The sequence below is a fragment of the Microbispora sp. NPDC088329 genome (genome assembly GCF_040685655.1).
In the GTDB taxonomy this organism is placed as follows: domain Bacteria; phylum Actinomycetota; class Actinomycetes; order Streptosporangiales; family Streptosporangiaceae; genus Microbispora.
This window is the reverse complement of the sequence record NZ_JBFBIP010000016.1, coordinates 131,594-150,442: the sequence shown is the minus strand read 5'-3', so window position 1 is coordinate 150,442 and position 18,849 is coordinate 131,594. Positions and strand designations below refer to the sequence as shown.

The following is an 18,849-nucleotide window of genomic DNA, read 5'->3' as shown; positions in this document are numbered from 1 at the left end:
ATTGTCAACATATGCGTGGCCGGTGTCGTTCGGGAGGATCGTCCGTGAAGTCGTATCGAGTGCGCGTCGCCGTGGCGCTGGCGGCGGCCGGGATCGCCGTGACCGCGTGCGGCGGCCCCGTGCAGGCGGGTTCCGCGGCCATCGTGGGCCAGGAGCGCATCACCTCCAGTGAGCTGAACGACGAGGTCCGCGCGTTGCGCGCCGACCTGGCGGCCAACAAGATCCCCGAAGACCAGCTCCGGCTGCCCGCCTCGCTGACGCAGATGGTGCTGCTCAACATCAGCTTCAGCAGGCAGTTCCAGGAGTTCGGCCGGCGCAAGGGCGTCACGGCCACGGACCGGGACATCGACAACCTCGCCACGGCGCAGGGCGGTTGGCCCCAGTTCAGCAAGATGCTGCTGGCCAGCGGCATCCCGACGGACCGGGCCCGCGACTTCCTGCGCGCCTATGTCATCCGCATCAGGCTGATGCAGCAGGCCGGCGCCGGCCAGGACGAGGCGAGCCAGCAGGCGGCGGTCCAGAAGGTCGTCCAGGAGGCCGACTCCACCGTGCCGGTGAAGTACAGCCCGCGCTACGGCAAGTACGACCCCGAGCAGGCGATCTTCGTGCCCGACGACCGCTTCGGCGCGGCGAGCACGGCCCCGGCGGGCGGGCTCCCGGTGGGCGACGCCCCGGCGGGCGGAGACGCCGCGGGCGCAGCCGGCTGACGTGATCGTGTAGTTCTTCCGCGGCACGCGGCCGGCCTGGCCGTTTCCGTGCGTGATCACGCATTTGCCTGATCACGCACGGGGGTGGTTAGGGTGAGGGCATGGCGTTGATCGTGGTGACCACATCGCCCCGGGTCGCTCCGGGCCTGCTCACGCCCGCGGCGTGGAAGGCCCTCACCGGAGAGCGGGTGCTCACCGGCACCTCGGACCACCCCTATCTGCCCTATCTCGACGAGGCCGGCGTCCGGGTCGAGGTGGTGACCCCCGACCCCCGGGCGCTCGCCCGCGAGAGCCGTACGGGGACGGTGGTGTGGCTGGCCGCGCAGGACGGCGACGAGGACTTCATGCGCGCGGTCGGCCATGCCGCGATCTCCCTGGACGAGCCGCCGGAGATCGAGGTCGTCCCCGGCTCCTACGACCTGCCCGGCGCCCGGCTGCTCGATCTCGTCCAGGTGATGGACCGGCTGCGCCGTGAATGCCCCTGGGACCGCAAGCAGACGCATGAGTCGCTCGTGCCGTACCTGGTCGAAGAGGCCTACGAGGTGCTGGAGACCATCCACGAGGGCGACTACGGTCCGCCGCTGCGCGAGGAGCTCGGCGACCTGCTGCTTCAGGTGATGTTCCACGCCCGGCTCGCGCAGGAACGGATGGGGGCGGACGGGGACGGCTTCGACATCGACGACGTCGCCGACGGCATCGTGGAGAAGCTGGTCCGCCGCCACCCGCACGTCTTCGCGGAGGTCGAGGTCTCCGGCGCGGGTGAGGTCAGCGACAACTGGGAGACGATCAAGGCGGCCGAGCGGGCCGCCAAGGGGGAGTCCGCCTCCGCGCTCAGCGGCGTGCCCATGGGCCAGCCGGCGGTCTCCCTGGCCGCCCAGCTCCTCCGCCGGGCCGGGCGCGCCGGCGCGCCCGCCTCCCTCGCGGACGACCTCGCCCCGGCCGCCGGCGCCCGCCTGTTCGCGCTCGTACGGGAGACACAGGACGCGGGGCTCGACCCGGAGGCCGAGCTGAGGGCGGCGGCCAGGGAGTATCGGCGGCGCGTGGAGGAGTGGGAGAGCTCGACCGGCCCCAGCGCCTCAAACGGCTGACCCTGCCATCGGACCGCGCCCGGACACGCCGTGAACGGGCGGCCCCTGCGCCGTACCGGGTAGTAGGGACCGATAGGCTCGGGTGGCAAACCGCCCGCCATTTTGCTAGGAGCGTTCGTGGCTGCCATCGAGGCCATCACCGCCCGCGAGATCCTCGACTCCCGTGGGAACCCCACGGTCGAGGTCGAGGTACTGCTGGACGACTACAGCACCGGCCGCGCCGCCGTTCCGAGTGGCGCCTCCACCGGTCAGTTCGAGGCCGTCGAGCTGCGCGACGGGGACAAGAAGCGCTATCTCGGCAAGGGTGTCGAGAAGGCCGTCCTCGGCGTGACCGACGAGATCGCCGACGAGCTGATCGGGTTCGACGCCGAGGAACAGCGTCTCATCGACCAGACGATGATCGACCTGGACGGCACGCCCAACAAGGCCCGCCTCGGGGCCAACGCGCTCCTCGGCATCTCGCTGGCCGTCGCCAAGGCCGCCGCCGACAGCGCCGACCTGCCCCTGTTCCGCTACGTCGGCGGGCCGAACGCGCACATCCTGCCCGTGCCGATGATGAACATCCTGAACGGCGGCGCGCACGCCGACACCAACGTGGACATCCAGGAGTTCATGATCGCGCCGATCGGCGCCGAGACGTTCTCCGAGGCGCTGCGCATGGGCGCGGAGACCTACCACACGCTCAAGGGCGTGCTCAAGGAGAAGGGCTACGCCACCGGCCTCGGCGACGAGGGCGGCTTCGCGCCGAACCTGCCGTCGAACCGCGACGCGCTCGACCTGATCCTGGTCGCCATCGAGAAGGCCGGTTACACGCCGGGCCAGGACATCGCGCTCGCGCTCGACGTCGCGGCCAGCGAGTTCCACAACGACGGCGTCTACACCATCGACGGCAAGGGCGTGTCGTCCGCCGAGCTGATCGCCTTCTACGAGGACCTGGTCCGCTCCTACCCGCTGGTCTCCATCGAGGACCCGCTGAACGAGGAGGACTGGGAGGGCTGGAAGGCCATCACCACGTCGCTCGGCGCCAAGGTCCAGCTCGTTGGTGACGACCTGTTCGTCACCAACCCCGAGCGGCTCGGCCGCGGCATCGCCGAGGGCGCGGCCAACGCGCTGCTGGTGAAGGTGAACCAGATCGGCACGCTGTCGGAGACCCTCGACGCGGTCGACCTGGCCCACCGCAGCGGCTACCGCTGCATGATGAGCCACCGCTCCGGCGAGACCGAGGACACCACGATCGCCGACCTCGCCGTGGCCACCAACTGCGGCCAGATCAAGACCGGCGCTCCGGCCCGCTCCGACCGGGTGGCCAAGTACAACCAGCTCCTGCGCATCGAGGAACTGCTCGACGACGCCGCGCGGTACGCCGGACGCGCCGCCTTCCCGCGTTTCCAGGGCTAGGTCGCCGACAGATCAAGGCCCTGCCGCGCGCGGCCCGGGCGGCGCGATGCATCCACCTGGATCCACGCTCGTGACGGACGGCATTCGCCGGACACCGCCCAGGCGCACCGGCATGGCCGGCGGGATACCGGGGTAGCCCGGCTGGACACGCCCCGGACGTGTGGCGCGGCGACGCCGTGCCCGTCCGGGCGTGGACGGCCGGGACGGGCGGTTAGTGTGGCCGTGACCGGGCCATACGGTGACCGACCGGGAGGGGTGGTTTCGTGGCGGCGCAGCGGCCGCAGCTCACCGGGCGCGCGGCGATCCTCGCGGTCGTCGTGTGCGCCATCGCCATGAGCCTGGCCTACCCCGTGCGGGAGTACGTCGCCCAGCGCCGGCAGATCGCCCAGCTGGAGGCGCAGCAGGCGAACGCGCTGCGCAAGCTCCAGAACCTGGAGCAGCGGCGCCGGCGGCTGGAGGATCCGGACTACATCAAGCGCCTGGCCAAGGAGCGGCTGTTCTACTGCGAGCCGGGCGCGGACTGCTACCAGGTGCTCGACGAGGAGCCGGCCGCCGCCGCCAAGGCCGGGACGAAGCCGCCGGAACGGCCCGCCTGGTACGTCACGCTCTGGCGGTCGTTCGAAGCGGCCGACAAGGGGCGGCCCGCCGTACCCCAAGGTCAGCAGCAGAGCCCGGCACCGTCGGCGTCCCCGTCGGCGCCGGCGGCGGGATGAGGGTCGCGGACGCCGCGAGGAGCGGCGGCCGGGGCGGCCGGCCGTCCACGGCGCGCACCGCCGTGCACATCGCGGCGGAAATCGTGAAGGGCGAGGAGATCGACGTGGCGGACGAGCAGGCGGCCCACGTGGCCCACGCGGGCGATGTGGACCCCGTGGATCTGGAGGCGGCGCGGGCGCAGCTCGGGCGGCAGCCGCGCGGAGTGCGGGCCGTCGCCCACCGGTGCCCCTGCGGGCTGCCCGACGTGCTGGAGACCGCGCCGCGGTTGCCCGACGGCGCGCCGTTCCCGACCCTGTTCTATCTGACCTGCCCGAAAGCCGCCTCGGCCATCGGCACCCTGGAGTCGTCCGGCCTGATGAAGCGCATGCAGGCGCGGCTCGCCGAGGACCCCGAACTGGCCGAGGCTTACCGGGCGGCCCACGAGGACTACGTCGCCCGCCGCGACCGCGCGGCCGACGAGGAGGGGCTGGAACCGCTGCTGCGCGACATGCAGAGCGCGGGCGGCATGCCGGGCCGGGTCAAGTGCCTGCACGCGCTGGTCGCCCACGAGCTGGCCGCGCCGGGGGTCAACCCGTTCGGCCGGGAGGCCCTGGACGCGCTGCCCGACTGGTGGGCCGACGGGCCCTGCGTGGCCGTGGAGAAGCCGGGAGACCAGGAGGGATGAGCGTGGGTACGAAGAGGGTCGCGGCCATCGACTGCGGGACCAACTCGGTCCGGCTGCTCATCGCGGACATATCTGGAGACGACCTCACCGACGTCGAGCGGCGGATGGAGATCGTCAGGCTCGGCCAGGACGTCGACCGTACGGGGCGGCTCGCGCCGGAGGCCCTGGAGCGGACGTTCACCGCCATGCGCGGGTACGCCAAGCTGATCAGGGAACACTCCCCGGACGATCCCGTGCCGGTCCGCGTGGTCGCCACCTCGGCGACCCGTGACGCCGCCAACCGTGCCGACTTCGTCTCCGGCGTACGGGACGTCTTCGGAGTGGAACCCGAGGTGGTGACCGGTGACGAGGAGGCGCGGCTGTCCTTCACCGGCGCCACCCGTGGCCTGGCCCGGGCCGGCGCCGCCGAGACGCCCTATCTGGTGGTGGACATCGGGGGCGGCTCCACCGAGTTCGTCGTCGGCTCCCGGTCCGTCGAGGGCGCGCTGTCGGTGGACATCGGCTGTGTACGGCTGACCGAGCGCCACCTGCGCGACGACCCGCCGGGCGCCGAGACGGTGGAGGCGGCCGTCGCCGACATCGAGGCGGCCATGGACCGGGTCGAGGGGAGCGTCCCCGTGCGTACGGCGCGGACGCTGGTCGGCCTGGCGGGCTCGGTCACCACGGTCGCCGGTATCGCGCTCGGCCTGCCCGCCTATGACCGCGCGCGCATCCACCATTCGCGGATTCCCGCCGAGCGGGTCCACGAGGTGTCCGCGCGGCTGTTGCGCATGACGCACGATGAGCGGGCGGCCATCCCGGTCATGCACCCGGGACGGGTGGACGTCATCGGCGCGGGCGCGCTCATCCTCGACCGCATCGTCCGCCGCTACGGCTTCTCGGAGGTCGTGGTGAGCGAGCACGACATCCTCGACGGCATCGCCTGGTCCCTCACCATCTGACCCGACCCGGCGCCGGTCCGGTGTCAGTCGTCGACGGCCTGGTAGAGCGTGGTCCAGAAGTCGTGGATGAGCCGGGTCGAATCCGGGGTGGACGCTCCGACCTGGGTGAGCAGGATTCCGGTGAGCCGCATGGCCGGGTCGGCGTAGGTCGCGGTGCCGCTTCCGCCGTCCCAGCCGAACTGGCCGACGGACGCGTAGTCGCCGCGGTAGGTCCGCACCGCCATCCCGAAGCCCCAGCCGCCGTGCTGCCCCTGACCGTGGGACACATGGACGTTGTCCCTGGCCATGGCGTCCCGGGCGGCCTGCTGCCCGGGCGTGAGGCGGTTGGTGGTCATCAGCTCGACGGCGGGCCGGGACAGGATCCGCTTTCCCTCGTGCACTCCGCCGTTGAGCAGCATCCGGAAGTAGGCGTGGTAGTCGTCGGCGGTGGAGACCAGCCCGCCGCCGCCGCCCTGGAACGCCGGAGGCTCGCTCCACCGTCCGCTCTCGGCCTCGTCCCATACGAGAAACTGTCCGGTCCCCGGGTCGGGGGCGTAGAGGACCGGCAGCCGATCGATCTTGCCGGGGGGGACGTGGAAACCGGTGTCGATCATGCCCAGCGGCTCGAAGACACGCTCGCGCAGGAACTCCTCGAACGACTGGCCCGCGACCCGGGAGACGAGCACACCGACCAGATCGCTGCTGATCTGGTACTGCCAGCGCTCTCCGGGCTGGTGCATCAGCGGAAGCTCGCCCAGGCGGCGCATCCACTCGTCCGGCTCGGGCATCGGCTCCGGCAGGTTGGGCGTGAGGCCCCGCTCGAAGACCGCGTCCATGATCGGAGTGCCCAGCGATGTCATGTCCATGCCGAGTCCGAACGTGGAGGTCAGCACGTCCCGCACCGTGATCGGCCGCCGCGCCGGCACGGTGTCGTCCAGCGGGCCGTCGAACCGCTTCAGCACCCGCCGGTCGGCCAGTTCCGGCAGCCACGGGTCGACCGGGTCGTCCAGCCGCAGCCTGCACTCGTCGAGCAGGACCATCGCCGCCGCGATCGTGACCGGCTTGGACGTCGAGGCCATCCGGAAGATCGTGTCCCGGCGCATCGGCGCGCCACCGTCATGGCGCATCGTCCCGATCGCCTCGACGTGCGTTTCGTCACCCCGCCCGATCAGGGCGACGAGGCCGGGAATCTTCCCCGATTCGACATGCCGCGCCAGCACCTCGCGCACCCTGCGCAGCCCTGCCGCGGACAGGCCGTTGTTGCCGGTTTCCATGATGAATCTCCTTGCGCGCTATTTCGATCTGGGGGTCAGAGGCTGCGGGCGGTGATGTCGCCGTCGGCGGTGGTGGCGTGGATCTCGAGCGCGGCGGTGCCGTCGTTCTCGAGTGCGTTGGTGATGCGGCCGTGGGTGGTGCCGGCGTCCATGGAGGCCGGCACACCGGCGGCGGCGGTGACCGAGATGTCGCCGGACTGGGTGCGGAGCACGACCGTGCCGCCCGTGGCCTCGGCGATGGTGATGTCGCCCCGTGCGGTGCTGATCTCCGCGGGGCCGCCCAGCCGGCCGACCGCGACGTCACCGTCGGTCGCGGTGAGGCGGAGGCTCGCGGTCTCGTCGAGCTTGATCTGGCGGTACGCGCCTTCGAAGGCGACGTCGCCGAGGCGGCCGACGGTCCGGAGTTCGGCGCCGGCAGCCCGGCCCTCGACGCGGGAACCGGCGGGCAGCTTGACCGTCACCTCGACGGCTCCGGCCGGGCCGAGGTACTGGTTCTTCCCCGTGGTCTCGATCCGCAGGACGCCGTCGGCGTACTCGACCGAGGTCTGCTCCGCGGCCTTCAGATCGCGGCCCTTGGAGGCGTTCGCGGGCAGGACCTCGACGGTGGTGTCGGCCCGGTCCGCGGCGATGACCTGAACGCGTCCCGCGGGGATGTGAAGGACGGCGGAGATCGGGGCGGGGGTGTCGAACTTCTGCATCATGCGCTCCTTGTGCCGTGTCGTTTCTGACAACGGAAACGCTACGTTGCCTTTCAAAACTTGGCAACGTACTCGTTGCGCAAAGAAGGCATTAAAGCAGGTAGGGGCGCTGAAATCGTTGCAACGACCGTCGATGCTAACGCAATGACGACTGATCGGTCATTGCAATGCAATGAAGCTGAACGCTATGGTGGGAGGCGTCGAGGAACGCCGAGCGGCCTCATGGGCACCCCCGTGGGGCACGAAGGGGGTCGTGATGCCGGGAGGCAGGCTCACCCAGCAGGAGCGCCAGCAGATCGCGGTGGGTCTGGCCGACGGCCTGGCCTACGCCGAGATCGCCCGCCTTCTCGGCCGCCCGACGTCCACGATCACGCGTGAGGTGTCGCGGAACGGCGGCCCCACCGGCTATCGCGCCGAGCTTGCCCACCGCGCCACGCAGCAGCGCACCCACCGGCGCAGGCAGGCCACGCCCCGGGGGGCGCAGGCCTCCCCGCAGCCCTACGGACGCGACCCCGAAGTCGTGCGCGACTATCAGGAGACCCTCACCACCGTCTTCATGACCTCGGGCCTGCCCAAGATGATGGCCCGTGTGCTGGGCTGCCTCTACACCACCGACACCGGCAGCCTCACCGCCTCCGAACTCGCCCAGCGCCTCCAGGTCAGCCCGGCGTCCGTCTCCAAGGCGATCACGTTCCTCGCAGGCCTGGACCTCATCCGCAGGGAACGCGACGAACGCCGCCGCGAGCGCTACGTCGTCGACGACGACCTCTGGTATCAGTCGGTGATCCGCAGCGCCCGGTCCAACGACCAGCTCGCCGAGGCCGCACGGCAGGGTGCCAGAGTCCTCGGCCCCGGCACTCCGGCCGCCGTGCGCCTCGAAAACGTAGCCCGCTTCCAGGACTTCATCACCGAAAACCTCATCCGCGCCGCGGAGCAGGCCCGCGAGGTCCTCTACGCCGGAACCGGAACGATCTCGGACGGCGCCGCCGCGCCGAGTTCCGATCACGGACACGACATGATTTAGAGCCGGCCGGGCCGCTGTGCCAGGTTGGCCACCGGTGGTGACGGCCGCCCGGCTGATGCGCGGCTCTCGGACCTGGAATCTTGACGCTATTTCGCATTGCACAGTACTGTGCGGTGCGTGGACAGTAGCCAGCTCCTCAAAGGGGTTCTCGACCTGGCGGTCCTCGCGGTGCTCGCCGAGCGCGACAGCTACGGATACGACGTCGTACGCCGCCTGCGTGAGGCGGGGCTGGAGGACGTCGGCGACGCCTCGGTGTACGGGACGCTGCGGCGGCTCTTCAAGGCCGGGGCGCTCACCTCCTATGTGGTCGCCTCCGACGAGGGGCCGCACCGCAAGTACTACGGCCTGAACGACGTGGGCCGCTCGCTCCTCCAGACCTCGGCGAAGACCTGGACGTCCTTCGCCGCCACCATGAACGACCTGCTCAAGGAGGTCGATCCGGGATGAATCCCCCCATGACGCCCCAGGACTACGCCACCGCCGTACGCGAGGCGCTCGCCGATCTTCCCGCTCGTGACAGGGACGCGCTGCTGGAGGACCTGGACGAGCACCTCGCCGAGGTCGCCGCCGAGCCGGGCATGTCGCTGGAGGAACGGCTCGGCAGCCCCGAGGCGTACGCGGCAGAGCTTCGGGCCGCCTACGGCGGGCGGCCGTCGGACGGCGGCTCCTCCCTGGGCGGGCGGCTGCGCGAGAGCATGAGCCGAGCAGTCCGGCGGGTTCACACGCGGCTGCTCGTGCTGCCGCCCTACCGCCAGGCCGCCGCCTTCGCCCCCGAGCTGCGTCCCGCGTGGTGGGTGCTGCGGGGCTATGCGATCGCGCTGGGCGTGCTCGCGCCGATCAGCGCCCCGGGCCTCATTCCCGGCGACCTCCCCGCCTGGGTGTTCACGCTGGCGGTCATCTGGGGCTCGGTGTGGCTGGGCCGGCGGGGCCGCGCGCGGCCGTCGCGCTCGGGCCGCGTGCTGCTGCTCGGGGTCAACCTGCTGGCCGCGGTCCTCGTGATCACGGCGATGGCCGACGTCCCGAGCACGTCGTCGCGCAGCGTGGCGTTCGACTACGGCCCCCAGCCGGAGGTGTACGCGCCGAGCATGCGGGTGGAACGGGTCAACCGGGTGGCCTCGCTGGGCGGAGACGTCTACAACATCTTCCCGTACGCGGAGGACGGGACGCCGTTGCGTAACGTCCGGCTCTACGACCAGGACGGCAACCCGATCATGGTGAGTCCGGAGATGTTCGGCCAGACGATCGACGTCCCCTGTGACGGCGAGCCGCCCATCCGCCACGCCTACCCGCTGCCGCTGCGGCCCGTGGAGTACCGCGCCGGGGCGACCTGCGCGCCCGCCGCACCGGCCCCCACATCGTCGCCCGCGTCGTCGCCCACGCCCTCCGCGGCGCCCTCCCCCTCACCCTCCGCCGAGCCGTCGCCCTCCGTCACACCGTCCCGCCGGCACCGGTAGGGGGACGGACGGAGCCGGGGGCGGAACGTCAGGCGCGCAGGCGGACCGGAAGCGAGAACAGGCCGCGCATGATGGCGCTCGGCCACCACGTCAGGTCCGCGGGGTCTGCGGCGAGCGCCAGATCGGGGAACCGTTCGAGGACCCGGCCGATCGCGACCTCTCCCTCCACCTTGGCCAGGGCCGCGCCGACGCAGTAGTGCGGGCCCCGGCCGAAGGCGAGATGCGGTTCGCCGATCCGGCCGGGGGAGAACGCGTCCGGGTCGGCGAACGCCGCCGGGTCGCGGTTGGCCGCCAGCAGTGAAACGAGGATGGCCTCCCCGGGCAGCATCTCCTGGCCGCCGATCACCACGGGCTCGGTGGGAAAGCGCCAGGTGGCGTTGCGTACGGGGCCGTCGTAGCGCAGCATCTCGTCGATGAAGTCCGGCAGCAGGGAGGGGTCGGCGCGCAGGGCCGCCGCCTGGCCGGGATGCCTCAGCAGCGCGAGCAGACCGTTCCCGACCAGCGCCACGGTCGTCTCGTGGCCCGCGATGAGCAGCAGGAACGCGGTCGAGGTCAGCTCGTCCTTGTCGATCTCGCCCTGGTTCGACCGCCGTACGAGGTCGGTGAGCAGGTCGTTGCCCGGCCGGGAGCGCTTCAGCTCGACCAGGTCGGCCAGGAAGGCCTCCAGGGCGTCCGTGGCACGGGCGATCTCCTCGACCTCGGACGCCGCCGCGGAGTCGATGACGGAGGCGTGGTGATGGAAGGTGGCCCGGTCCTCCTCGGGCACGCCGAGCAGGTCGCAGATGATCGTGATCGGCAGGGGATAGGCGAGGCCGGAGATCAGGTCCGCCTCCGGGCCGTCGAGGCGGTCGAGCAACGCGTCGGTCACCTCCAGCGCCCGGGTGCGCAGCGCCGCCATCCGCCGGGGCGTGAAGGCGGTGCTCACGAGCCGCCGCAGCCGCGCGTGGTCGGCTCCGTCGGCGTTCAGCATGTGGCGGGCGAGCCCCGGCCTGTGGTCCAGGGGCAGGCCGAGACCGGCGGCCCGCCACTCGGGTGAACCGGCCGCGGGGTCCTTGGCGAGGGCGGGATGGGTCAGCGCCGTCACGGCGTCCTCGTACCGCGTGACCAGCCACGCCTCGCAGCCGGGCAGCGGCACGCGGGTCACCGGCGCGTTCCGGCGCAGCCAGTCGTAGGCGGGATAGGGGTCGGCGTCGAAGGCGGGGCCGAACAGCGGAGGACATGAGTCGGTGGACACGGGCGGTACGTACCCACCTCCGGCACGACGGAAAAGATTGAAATCTTCCTCTGTGTGACCTCGTTTTGGGCCCATTCCGGGATGAGCGGTCACCGCGACACGCGCTCGCGAACCGCGCGGGACGGTCGGGGTGCCCTCGCCGCGAGGGCCGGATTCCGGCCGACGCATCCCCTTTCACCTGGCACGATCGGTGTCATGAGCTTCGTTCCTCCCGGTTCCGGCTGGCCGGGCGACCCCGCACGCCCGGACACCCCCGTCGCCCACGACGCTGACGAAGTCGCCAAACTGGCGGCCGAGAGCCGTACGCTCGCGGACCTGACGGCCAGGCAGTCGGTGTGCCGCGCCTGCCCGCGTCTCGTCGAGTGGCGCGAGGAGGTCGCCGACGTCAAACGGCGGGCGTTCGCGGACGAGACCTACTGGGGCCGGCCGATCGCGGGCTGGGGTGACGAGAAGCCGCACACGCTCATCGTCGGGCTGGCGCCCGCCGCGCACGGCGGCAACAGGACCGGCCGGATCTTCACCGGCGACCGCAGCGGCGACTGGTTGTTCGCGTCGCTGTACCGCACCGGACTCGCCGCGCAGGAGACCAGCGTTCACGCGGGGGACGGGCAGCGGCTCATCGGCGCGCGGATGATGGCCGCGGTGCGGTGCGCGCCGCCCGCCAACAAGCCCACCCCCGAGGAGCGTGACACCTGTTTCCCCTGGCTGGCCAGGGAGCTCACGCTGGTGGCAGGAACGGCCCGGGTGATCGTGGCGCTCGGCGGCTTCGCCTGGCAGGCGGTGTGGCCCGCGCTGCGCGCGGCCGGGTTCACGCTGCCGTCCCGCAGACCGCCCTTCGGGCACGCCGTGGAGGTGCCCGTCGCCCACGGAGCGACTCCGATCACGCTCATCGGCTGCTATCACCCCAGCCAGCAGAACACCTTCACCGGCCGGGTCACCGCGGACATGCTCGACGCGGTCTTCTCCCGCGCCGCCGCCCTGGGGACCGCCTTGTGAACCACTTCACAAGTGTGAAGTCGATCACTTAGGAAAGATTCCGGGAATTTTCCCGAGAAATCTCAGTCGCAGATGACAAAGTGGTGAAAATCACTGAACCTTCGGCCGTGGTGGATTGGTGTGATTGCCAACTCGTGACGTAGGCTTGTGAATGCTTTCACAAGCTTGGGAGGGCATCGTGGCAGACCGCAACTGGAAGCACGTCGTCATCGTCGGCGGTGGATACGTGGGCCTTTACACGGCTCTTCGTCTCCAGCGCACGCTCCGCCGAGAGCTGCGCGACGGCAGCGTGCGGATCACGCTCATCGACCCGCAGTCGTACATGACCTACCAGCCGTTCCTCCCGGAGGCGGCGGCCGGCAACATCTCGCCGCGCCACGTCGTGGCCCCGCTGCGCCGGGTGCTGCCCAAGGTGCGCATCCTCAACGGCAAGGTCTCCAAGGTGCACCACGAGGCGCGCACGCTGACCTTCGAGCCCGCCGCGGGCCAGTCCCGGGAGATCGAGTACGACGTCGTCGTCATGGCGGCCGGCTCGATCTCGCGTACGCTGCCGATTCCCGGCCTCGAGGACGCGGCCATCGGCTTCAAGACCGTCGGCGAGGCCATCGCGCTGCGCAACCGGGTCATCGCCCTCCTTGACCGGGCCGAGTCGAGCGACGACGAGGATGTGCGCCGCCGCGCGCTGACCTTCGTCGTGGTCGGCGGCGGCTTCGCGGGCATCGAGGCCCTCGCCGAGCTCGAGGACATGACCGAGGACGCGATCAAGTACTACCCGAGCATCGACAAGAAGGACCTGCGCTGGGTCCTGATCGAGGCGTCCAACCGCATCCTGCCCGAGGTCGGTCCCGAGATGGGCGAGTGGACCGCCGAGCAGCTGCGCGAGCGCGGCATCGAGCTCAAGATGGAGACGTTCCTGCAGTCGTGCGAGGGCGGCCTGGTCAAGACCTCGGACGGTGACGAGTTCGAGTCGGCCACGATCGTCTGGACCGCCGGCGTCAAACCCAGCCCGATCGTCAACTCCACCGACCTGCCGGTCGACGAGCGCGGCCGGATCAAGACCACGACGCGCCTGACGGTCGCGGGCGTCAAGGGCGCCTTCGCCGCCGGTGACATCGCGGGTGTTCCCGACATGACCAACCCCGGCCAGTACTGCGCGCCCAACGCCCAGCACGCCGTACGGCAGGCCAAGGTCCTCGGCGACAACATCACCGCGTACCTGCGCGGGGAGAAGCTGCAGGACTACCGGCACAAGTACGCCGGGTCGGTCGCCGGTCTCGGCCTGTACCGGGGCGTCGCCAACGTCTACGGCGTGAAGCTGCGCGGTTTCCCGGCCTGGTTCATGCACCGCACCTACCACCTGTCGCGCGTCCCCACGGCCAACCGGAAGGTCCGCGTGGTGATGGACTGGACGCTGTCGCTGTTCTTCAAGCGGGAGACCGTCTCCCTCGGGGAGATCGAGCACCCGCGCGACGAGTTCAGGGCGGCGGCGAAGAGCGGCCTCAAGCGCTGATCCGCTCGGCGGAAACGGCTTCGGCAACGCGACATGGGGACACCGGACACGGCCTGGCGGCACACACCGCTGGGCCGTTCCGTGTTCCTGCGCTCTGACGTGCTGCTGTGATGGAGGGGAGAGAAGGTGCGGACGGTCTCCAGGACCTTGACCGGGCGGCGGCCAGGGGCGCCGTTCGCGCGCTGCGGAAAGGGGGACAAGCCGCGTAAGACGTAACTTGCTTACAGAGGAGTGATCCGTGACATATGATCGCGGCGCCCCCGTAGCCCAATGGCAGAGGCAAGCCCCTTAAAAGGGCTGTGGTGTGGGTTCGAGTCCCACCGGGGGCACCAGCGCCCGGCAGTGCACCTTGGCATCGACACGAGCGGGTAGCACGACGCCCTTGGCGTCGAACTCGGCCCCGTTGCACCGGCCGCGTACCCGAAGGTATAGCCCGTCATCGGAGAACCGCGGGCGAGATCACCGCTGATACCAAAGTGTCTTTGGAGTTGCTATGGCAACTCGAGATGCCAACTTGACTGCTGATACATCGATGACCCCCTGAAGAGGGGAATAGTCCCGTATGTCCGATTCGGGAGGCTTCTAGGCGTGCTCATGCGGCGCTGCAGAGGCCCCGACCGGAAGGAATCGCATGTACGGGAAACGAAACAGCATTTTAGGTGCGGCGCTTTTCGGCACGCTCGTGCTGTGGCCGACCCACGGAGCCCTGGCCTCGTCCTCGCCGGTCTCCGGTCTCGCGGCTGCCGCGGCGGCGATATCGCCGCAGGACGACGGGCATGGCCGGGACCACCACCGCGGGCACGATCACCGGGGCCATGACCATCGCGGGCATGACCATCGCGGGCACGACCACCGCGGGCACGACCATCGCGGGCATGACCACCGGGGCCACGATCACCGGGGCCATGACCATCGCGGGCACGACCATCGCGGGCATGACCACCGGGGCCACGACCATCGCGGGCATGACCACCGGGGCCACGACCATCGCGGGCATGACCACCGGGGCCACGACCATCGCGGGCATGACCACCGGGGCCACGACCACCGCGGGCATGACCACCGCGGGCATGACCACCGGGGCCACGACCACCGGGGCCACGACCACCGCGGGCATGACCACCGGGGCCACGACCACCGGGGCCACGACCACCGGGGCCACGACCATCGCGGGCATGACCACCGGGGCCACGACCACCGGGGCCACGACCATCGCGGGCATGACCATCGCGGGCATGACCATCGCGGGCATGACCATCGCGGGCATGACCACCGCGGGCATGACCACCGGGGCCACGACCACCGGGGCCACGACCATCGCGGGCATGACCACCGGGGCCACGACCATCGCGGGCATGACCACCGCGGGCACGACCACCGCGGGCACGACCACCGGGGCCACGACCACGGGGGCCGGATGCCGAGGTAGGCGACTCGGACCGCATCACCATGGCCGCTCCTCCTTCGACTGGAGGGGCGGTCTTCGCGTGTTTGGCGGGTTGTGGGCGCGGTCTCCCGCTGCGTGTTCCGGCGGCGCGGTCGTTGATCCAGGAGGGCCCACCCTGACGGCCGATCGTAGATCTTTTCGTTCAGTTTTGTCATAGGGAGCCCATGCTCGGATACATTCGTGCATGCGTTTCGTCCCTTTTGTCATGATTCTTGCGGGTTTGATGGCAAGCATCGCCTCGCCTGCGTCGGCCATCACTCACGGCTCGGTCGATAAGACCGCGCATCCGGAAGTGGGAGCCCTCATCGGCGAGAAGCCGGAAAGCGACGGCACGTGGTCGTACTGCACCGGCACCCTCATCTCCCCGACCGTCTTCCTCACGGCCGCCCACTGCGGGCACGAGGGCCAGAAGACCGCCCGTGTCTCCTTCGCCAGCCACTACCAGCCCGGCGAGAAGCTGTACACCGGACGCTACGTGGCCGACTCGAGATACAAGGGCGACGCCTATGACCTGGCGGTCGTGATCTTCCCCGAGCCCGTCACCGGCATCGCGCCGGCCAAGCTGCCCACTTTGGGCCTGCTCGACCAGCTCAAGGCCGACGGCAGCCTGAAGACCGCGCGTTTCACCCCGGTCGGGTACGGCTCGCTGGACCCCACGAAGAAGCGGCACGGCTGGCGCTACTACTACACCGACACGCGCAACCAGACCTCCATCTCCTTCAAGCGCCTCGGTAGCAGGTGGCTCGACCTGGCGCCGAACTCCTCGCGCGGGGAGGGCGGAACCTGCTTCGGCGACTCGGGCGGCCCCAACTACCTTGGAGGTCCCGACTCGAACCTGCTCGTGGCCACGACGATCAGCGGAGTGGACGACGCCTGTCGGACGACCAACGTCGACTATCGCCTGGACATCCCCGAGGTCCGGGACTTCCTCGGAGAGTTCGTCCCACTTCCCTGATGGTGACCCTGTCGGGCCGCGATGCCGGCTGAGGGGCAGAACCTCGCCCTGCGCGTCCTGCGGGCCATGGAGATCGAGCCCGCCCTGCTCGAACGCGACCTCACGCGCCCCGGCCGTCCGGCCGGTACTGCATGCGGATCCCTTCCTCGTGGACCTCGGTGTCCGCCGGAAGCGGCGGCGACGACGCGTACACCCAGAAGGCACCAGATGAGGACATCCGGCAGTACCGCTGTTACCGCAGTGTTTTGGAGTTGTCGGGGTAATCGCAGAGGCTAACTTGACTGCTGGTGCATCTATGACCTCACGGAGAGGGGAATACTCCCCGTAAGTCCGATTCGGGGGGCTTTGGGTGCGCACATCGGGCGCAAGCAGGCCCCGCGACCAGGAGGAGTCGCATGTACGGGAAGAAATGCGGCATCTTAGGTGCAGCCCTTCTCGGCGCACTCGCGGTGCTGCCGGCGCAGACCGGCCTGGCCTCAGTCGCAACGACCTCCAGCCCCGCGAAGGCGGCAGTGGCGACGTCGCCGCACGAGGACCCGCCGGGCATCGCCGAGCGCTGCTGGAGGGAAGGCCACCGTAGGTGCTGTCGGCATCACGGCGGGCGCAAGCACTGTACGTACTACGGCGGCGACCACGGCGGCGGCGATCACGGCGATCACGGCGATCACGGCGGCGGCGGTCACGGCGATCACGGCGGTGGTCACGGTGGCGACCACGGTGGCGGTCACGGTGGCGGTCACGGCGGCGACCACGGCGGTGGTCACCACGGACGGGGGCCGCGGTAAGCGACCGGGCTAGCACTATGGCCGCTCCTCCTTTGGAGGGGCGGTCTTCATGTGTGGCGGAGTGGCCTGTGCCTGCTTTCCATTCCCTGCGCAGGGCAGCCGGTCTGAGCACACGCCGCAGCCGTTTCAGCACCGCTGACGGGTCTTCCGATGCGCGAACACCGATCTTGACGCGCACACGGTAGATCTTTGCTCGTGATTGTCAAGAGCGGGCCGACGCGGGGATACAGTTGCCCATGCGTTTCGTCCCTTTTGTCGTGATTCTTACTGGTTTGATTGCGGGGATCGCCTCGCCCGCGTCGGCCATCACCCACGGCTCGGTCGACCAGAGTGATCACCCCGAGGTGGGAGCCCTCATCGGCGACAAGGTGCAAAGCGACGGCACGTGGGCGTACTGCACCGGCACCCTCATCTCGCCGACCGTCTTCCTCACGGCCGCTCACTGCGGAGGTGAGGGGCAGAAGACCGCACGGGTCTCCTTCGCCAGCCATTACAAGGACGGGGACAAGGTCTACACCGGTCGCTACATCCCCGACTCCAGGCACATGGACAAGAGTGACTCCTACGACATGGCGGTCGTCGTCTTCAGCGCCCCCGTCCCCGGGATCAAGCCGGCCAGGCTTCCCTCTCTGGGCCTGCTCGACCGGTTCAAGGACGACGGCACCCTGAAGACCATGCGGTTCACCCCGGTCGGCTACGGCTCGCTGGACCCTGTCAAGAGGGCGCACAAATGGCGCTTCCACTACACCGACACGCGTAGCCGGACGTCCATCTCCTTCAAGCGCCTCACCGGCAGGTGGCTCGAACTGTCGCCCAACTCCTCGCGCGGGGAGGGTGGAACCTGCTACGGCGACTCGGGCGGTCCCAACTACCTCGGAGGCTCCGACTCCGACCTGCTCGTGGCCACCACGATCAGCGGCGTGGACGACGGCTGCAAGTCGACCAACGTCAACTACCGCCTGGACACCGCCTCGGCCCGCCAGTTCCTCGGTTGGTTCGTCACGCTTCCCTGACGCCCGTGCACCCGCCGGACGATCTCGCGGAGGCGGTCAAGGAGGCGGCTCTGCCGGTGCCCGCGGTCTTCAAGTGGGCACTGGAGCAGGCGGTTCGCCGTATGGCCGCCATCCGGGAGAGCGTCATCGGCGATTTCGAGATCGACGACCCCCGGTTGTCGCAGTTCACGCCCAGCACCCGTGGCGCTGGACCGGGCGCGGGCCGAGGGCGTCTCCGGCGTCGGCACCGACGCTGGCAGCGGGACAGTGGCCTCTTCGGCCCCGCCCGCCGGGTTGTACGGCGCGGCCGGACGACCGGCGAAACTCGCGGGCAAGATGCGCGCAGGCCCTGCCGACGGGCCCGAACACCCGATGCCGTCGCCTCACGAGGGCCGACTGGCCCTTCCTCATGGACCTCGGTGTCCGCCGGGAGCGGCGGCGACGACGCGTACACCCAGAAGGCACCAGATGAGGACATCCGGCAGTACCGCTGTTACCGCAGTGTTTTGGACTTGTCGGGGTAATCGCAGAGGCCAACTTGACTGCTGGTGCATCTATGACCTCACGGAGAGGGGAATACTCCCCGTAAGTCCGATTCGGGGGGCTTTGGGTGCGCACATCGGGCGCAAGCAGGCCCCGCGACCAGGAGGAGTCGCATGTACGGGAAGAAATGCGGCATCTTAGGTGCAGCCCTTCTCGGCGCACTCGCGGTGCTGCCGGCGCAGACCGGCCTGGCCTCAGTCGCAACGACCTCCAGCCCCGCGAAGGCGGCAGTGGCGACGTCGCCGCACGAGGACCCACCGGGCATCGCCGAGCGCTGCTGGAGGGAAGGCCACCGTAGGTGCTGTCGTTCTCGCCACGGGCGCACGCACTGTCAACCGCTCCACGGCGGCCACCCCGGGCATCCCGTTCACCCCGGGCATCCCGGCCATCCCGTTCACCCCGGGCATCCCATCCATCCGGGGCATCCCGGGCATCCCGTTCACCCT

The 18,849-nt window shown here is 70.3% G+C and carries 18 protein-coding genes and 1 tRNA gene; 14 read left to right on the top strand and 5 right to left on the bottom strand.

Going from position 1 to position 18,849, the window contains the following annotated elements; all coding sequences use genetic code 11:
• The first annotated feature begins 44 nt into the window (after window positions 1–44).
• The 6 genes from AB0O28_RS27080 to AB0O28_RS27055 all read left to right on the top strand — a co-directional run bounded on the left by AB0O28_RS27080 (window position 45) and on the right by AB0O28_RS27055 (window position 5,512).
• Complete coding sequence (locus tag AB0O28_RS27080) at window positions 45–707, top strand: hypothetical protein (protein WP_363644830.1); 663 nt, start codon at window positions 45–47, stop codon at window positions 705–707.
• Between the two features lie 101 nt (window positions 708–808).
• Window positions 809–1,795, top strand: coding sequence for a MazG family protein (locus AB0O28_RS27075; protein WP_363644828.1), 987 nt, complete (start codon window positions 809–811; stop codon window positions 1,793–1,795).
• Window positions 1,796–1,912: 117 nt separating this feature from the next.
• Window positions 1,913–3,193, top strand: coding sequence for a phosphopyruvate hydratase (eno, locus tag AB0O28_RS27070; RefSeq protein ID WP_363644826.1), 1,281 nt, complete (start codon window positions 1,913–1,915; stop codon window positions 3,191–3,193).
• A 263-nt stretch (window positions 3,194–3,456) separates the two neighbouring features.
• A complete protein-coding gene (locus tag AB0O28_RS27065; RefSeq protein ID WP_363644824.1) occupies window positions 3,457–3,906 on the top strand; it encodes a septum formation initiator family protein in 450 nt (149 codons plus the stop codon).
• A 146-nt stretch (window positions 3,907–4,052) separates the two neighbouring features.
• Window positions 4,053–4,571, top strand: a complete 519-nt coding sequence (locus AB0O28_RS27060) for a DUF501 domain-containing protein (RefSeq protein ID WP_363644944.1) — start codon at window positions 4,053–4,055, stop codon at window positions 4,569–4,571.
• Window positions 4,568–5,512, top strand: a complete 945-nt coding sequence (locus AB0O28_RS27055) for a Ppx/GppA phosphatase family protein (protein ID WP_363644822.1) — start codon at window positions 4,568–4,570, stop codon at window positions 5,510–5,512. The genes AB0O28_RS27060 and AB0O28_RS27055 overlap by 4 nt, the downstream gene beginning before the upstream one ends.
• A 23-nt stretch (window positions 5,513–5,535) precedes the next feature.
• Here AB0O28_RS27055 and AB0O28_RS27050 read toward each other — a convergent pair whose 3' ends face one another.
• Together AB0O28_RS27050 and AB0O28_RS27045 are read right to left on the bottom strand one after the other, a co-directional pair.
• Window positions 5,536–6,765 (bottom strand): serine hydrolase domain-containing protein, encoded by a 1,230-nt coding sequence (locus AB0O28_RS27050; RefSeq protein WP_363644820.1) that lies wholly within the window; start codon window positions 6,763–6,765, stop codon window positions 5,536–5,538.
• Between the two features lie 35 nt (window positions 6,766–6,800).
• Window positions 6,801–7,463 carry a DUF4097 family beta strand repeat-containing protein gene (locus AB0O28_RS27045; protein WP_363644942.1) on the bottom strand — a complete coding sequence of 221 codons (663 nt, stop codon included), beginning with the start codon at window positions 7,461–7,463 and terminating at the stop codon, window positions 6,801–6,803.
• Between the two features lie 256 nt (window positions 7,464–7,719).
• Between AB0O28_RS27045 and AB0O28_RS27040 the strand changes: the two genes are divergently transcribed.
• From AB0O28_RS27040 to AB0O28_RS27030, 3 genes are all read left to right on the top strand, one after another.
• On the top strand, window positions 7,720–8,487 hold the full coding sequence (locus tag AB0O28_RS27040; RefSeq protein WP_363644940.1) for a helix-turn-helix domain-containing protein: 768 nt from the start codon (window positions 7,720–7,722) through the stop codon (window positions 8,485–8,487).
• 117 nt (window positions 8,488–8,604) lie between these two features.
• Window positions 8,605–8,934 (top strand): PadR family transcriptional regulator, encoded by a 330-nt coding sequence (locus AB0O28_RS27035; protein ID WP_142571211.1) that lies wholly within the window; start codon window positions 8,605–8,607, stop codon window positions 8,932–8,934.
• Complete coding sequence (locus AB0O28_RS27030) at window positions 8,931–9,941, top strand: hypothetical protein (protein ID WP_363644818.1); 1,011 nt, start codon at window positions 8,931–8,933, stop codon at window positions 9,939–9,941. Before AB0O28_RS27035 ends, AB0O28_RS27030 begins: the two co-directional genes overlap by 4 nt.
• Before the next feature lie 28 nt (window positions 9,942–9,969).
• Here the strand turns inward: AB0O28_RS27030 and AB0O28_RS27025 are convergent, their stop codons facing one another.
• Window positions 9,970–11,175 (bottom strand): cytochrome P450, encoded by a 1,206-nt coding sequence (locus AB0O28_RS27025; RefSeq protein ID WP_363644816.1) that lies wholly within the window; start codon window positions 11,173–11,175, stop codon window positions 9,970–9,972.
• Window positions 11,176–11,370: 195 nt separating this feature from the next.
• Here AB0O28_RS27025 and AB0O28_RS27020 point away from each other — a divergent pair, with 195 nt between their 5' ends.
• The 3 genes from AB0O28_RS27020 to AB0O28_RS27010 all read left to right on the top strand — a co-directional run bounded on the left by AB0O28_RS27020 (window position 11,371) and on the right by AB0O28_RS27010 (window position 14,013).
• The gene (locus AB0O28_RS27020) at window positions 11,371–12,171 is read left to right on the top strand and encodes a uracil-DNA glycosylase (RefSeq protein ID WP_363644814.1); all 801 of its coding nucleotides are present in this window, start codon (window positions 11,371–11,373) and stop codon (window positions 12,169–12,171) included.
• Between the two features lie 151 nt (window positions 12,172–12,322).
• Window positions 12,323–13,681 carry an NAD(P)/FAD-dependent oxidoreductase gene (locus AB0O28_RS27015; RefSeq protein WP_363644812.1) on the top strand — a complete coding sequence of 453 codons (1,359 nt, stop codon included), beginning with the start codon at window positions 12,323–12,325 and terminating at the stop codon, window positions 13,679–13,681.
• 256 nt (window positions 13,682–13,937) lie between these two features.
• Window positions 13,938–14,013, top strand: a tRNA-Leu gene (locus AB0O28_RS27010).
• Window positions 14,014–14,336: 323 nt separating this feature from the next.
• On the opposite strand, the gene AB0O28_RS27005 is transcribed toward AB0O28_RS27010, so the two are convergent.
• Entirely contained in the window at window positions 14,337–15,089 is a 753-nt protein-coding gene (locus AB0O28_RS27005) for a hypothetical protein (protein WP_363644810.1), read from the bottom strand.
• A 331-nt stretch (window positions 15,090–15,420) separates the two neighbouring features.
• On the opposite strand from AB0O28_RS27005, the gene AB0O28_RS27000 reads away from it, so the two are divergent.
• Window positions 15,421–16,083, top strand: coding sequence for a trypsin-like serine protease (locus AB0O28_RS27000; protein WP_363644808.1), 663 nt, complete (start codon window positions 15,421–15,423; stop codon window positions 16,081–16,083).
• A gap of 476 nt (window positions 16,084–16,559) precedes the next feature.
• Here AB0O28_RS27000 and AB0O28_RS26995 read toward each other — a convergent pair whose 3' ends face one another.
• A complete protein-coding gene (locus AB0O28_RS26995) occupies window positions 16,560–16,823 on the bottom strand; it encodes a hypothetical protein (protein WP_363644806.1) in 264 nt (87 codons plus the stop codon).
• Window positions 16,824–17,140: 317 nt separating this feature from the next.
• Between AB0O28_RS26995 and AB0O28_RS26990 the strand changes: the two genes are divergently transcribed.
• Window positions 17,141–17,881, top strand: a complete 741-nt coding sequence (locus tag AB0O28_RS26990) for a trypsin-like serine protease (protein WP_363644804.1) — start codon at window positions 17,141–17,143, stop codon at window positions 17,879–17,881.
• Window positions 17,882–18,849: the final 968 nt, after the last annotated feature.

What these genes read in the sequence shown, in the direction of transcription:
- AB0O28_RS27075 (WP_363644828.1), top strand. Translation starts at nt 809, where the DNA reads ATGGCGTTGATCGTGGTGACCACATCGCCCCGGGTCGCTCCGGGCCTG.
- AB0O28_RS27055 (WP_363644822.1), top strand. Translation starts at nt 4,568, where the DNA reads ATGAGCGTGGGTACGAAGAGGGTCGCGGCCATCGACTGCGGGACCAAC.
- AB0O28_RS27050 (WP_363644820.1), bottom strand. Translation starts at nt 6,765, where the DNA reads ATGGAAACCGGCAACAACGGCCTGTCCGCGGCAGGGCTGCGCAGGGTG.
- AB0O28_RS27045 (WP_363644942.1), bottom strand. Translation starts at nt 7,463, where the DNA reads ATGCAGAAGTTCGACACCCCCGCCCCGATCTCCGCCGTCCTTCACATC.
- AB0O28_RS27040 (WP_363644940.1), top strand. Translation starts at nt 7,720, where the DNA reads ATGCCGGGAGGCAGGCTCACCCAGCAGGAGCGCCAGCAGATCGCGGTG.
- AB0O28_RS27030 (WP_363644818.1), top strand. Translation starts at nt 8,931, where the DNA reads ATGAATCCCCCCATGACGCCCCAGGACTACGCCACCGCCGTACGCGAG.
- AB0O28_RS27020 (WP_363644814.1), top strand. Translation starts at nt 11,371, where the DNA reads ATGAGCTTCGTTCCTCCCGGTTCCGGCTGGCCGGGCGACCCCGCACGC.
- AB0O28_RS27015 (WP_363644812.1), top strand. Translation starts at nt 12,323, where the DNA reads ATGCTTTCACAAGCTTGGGAGGGCATCGTGGCAGACCGCAACTGGAAG.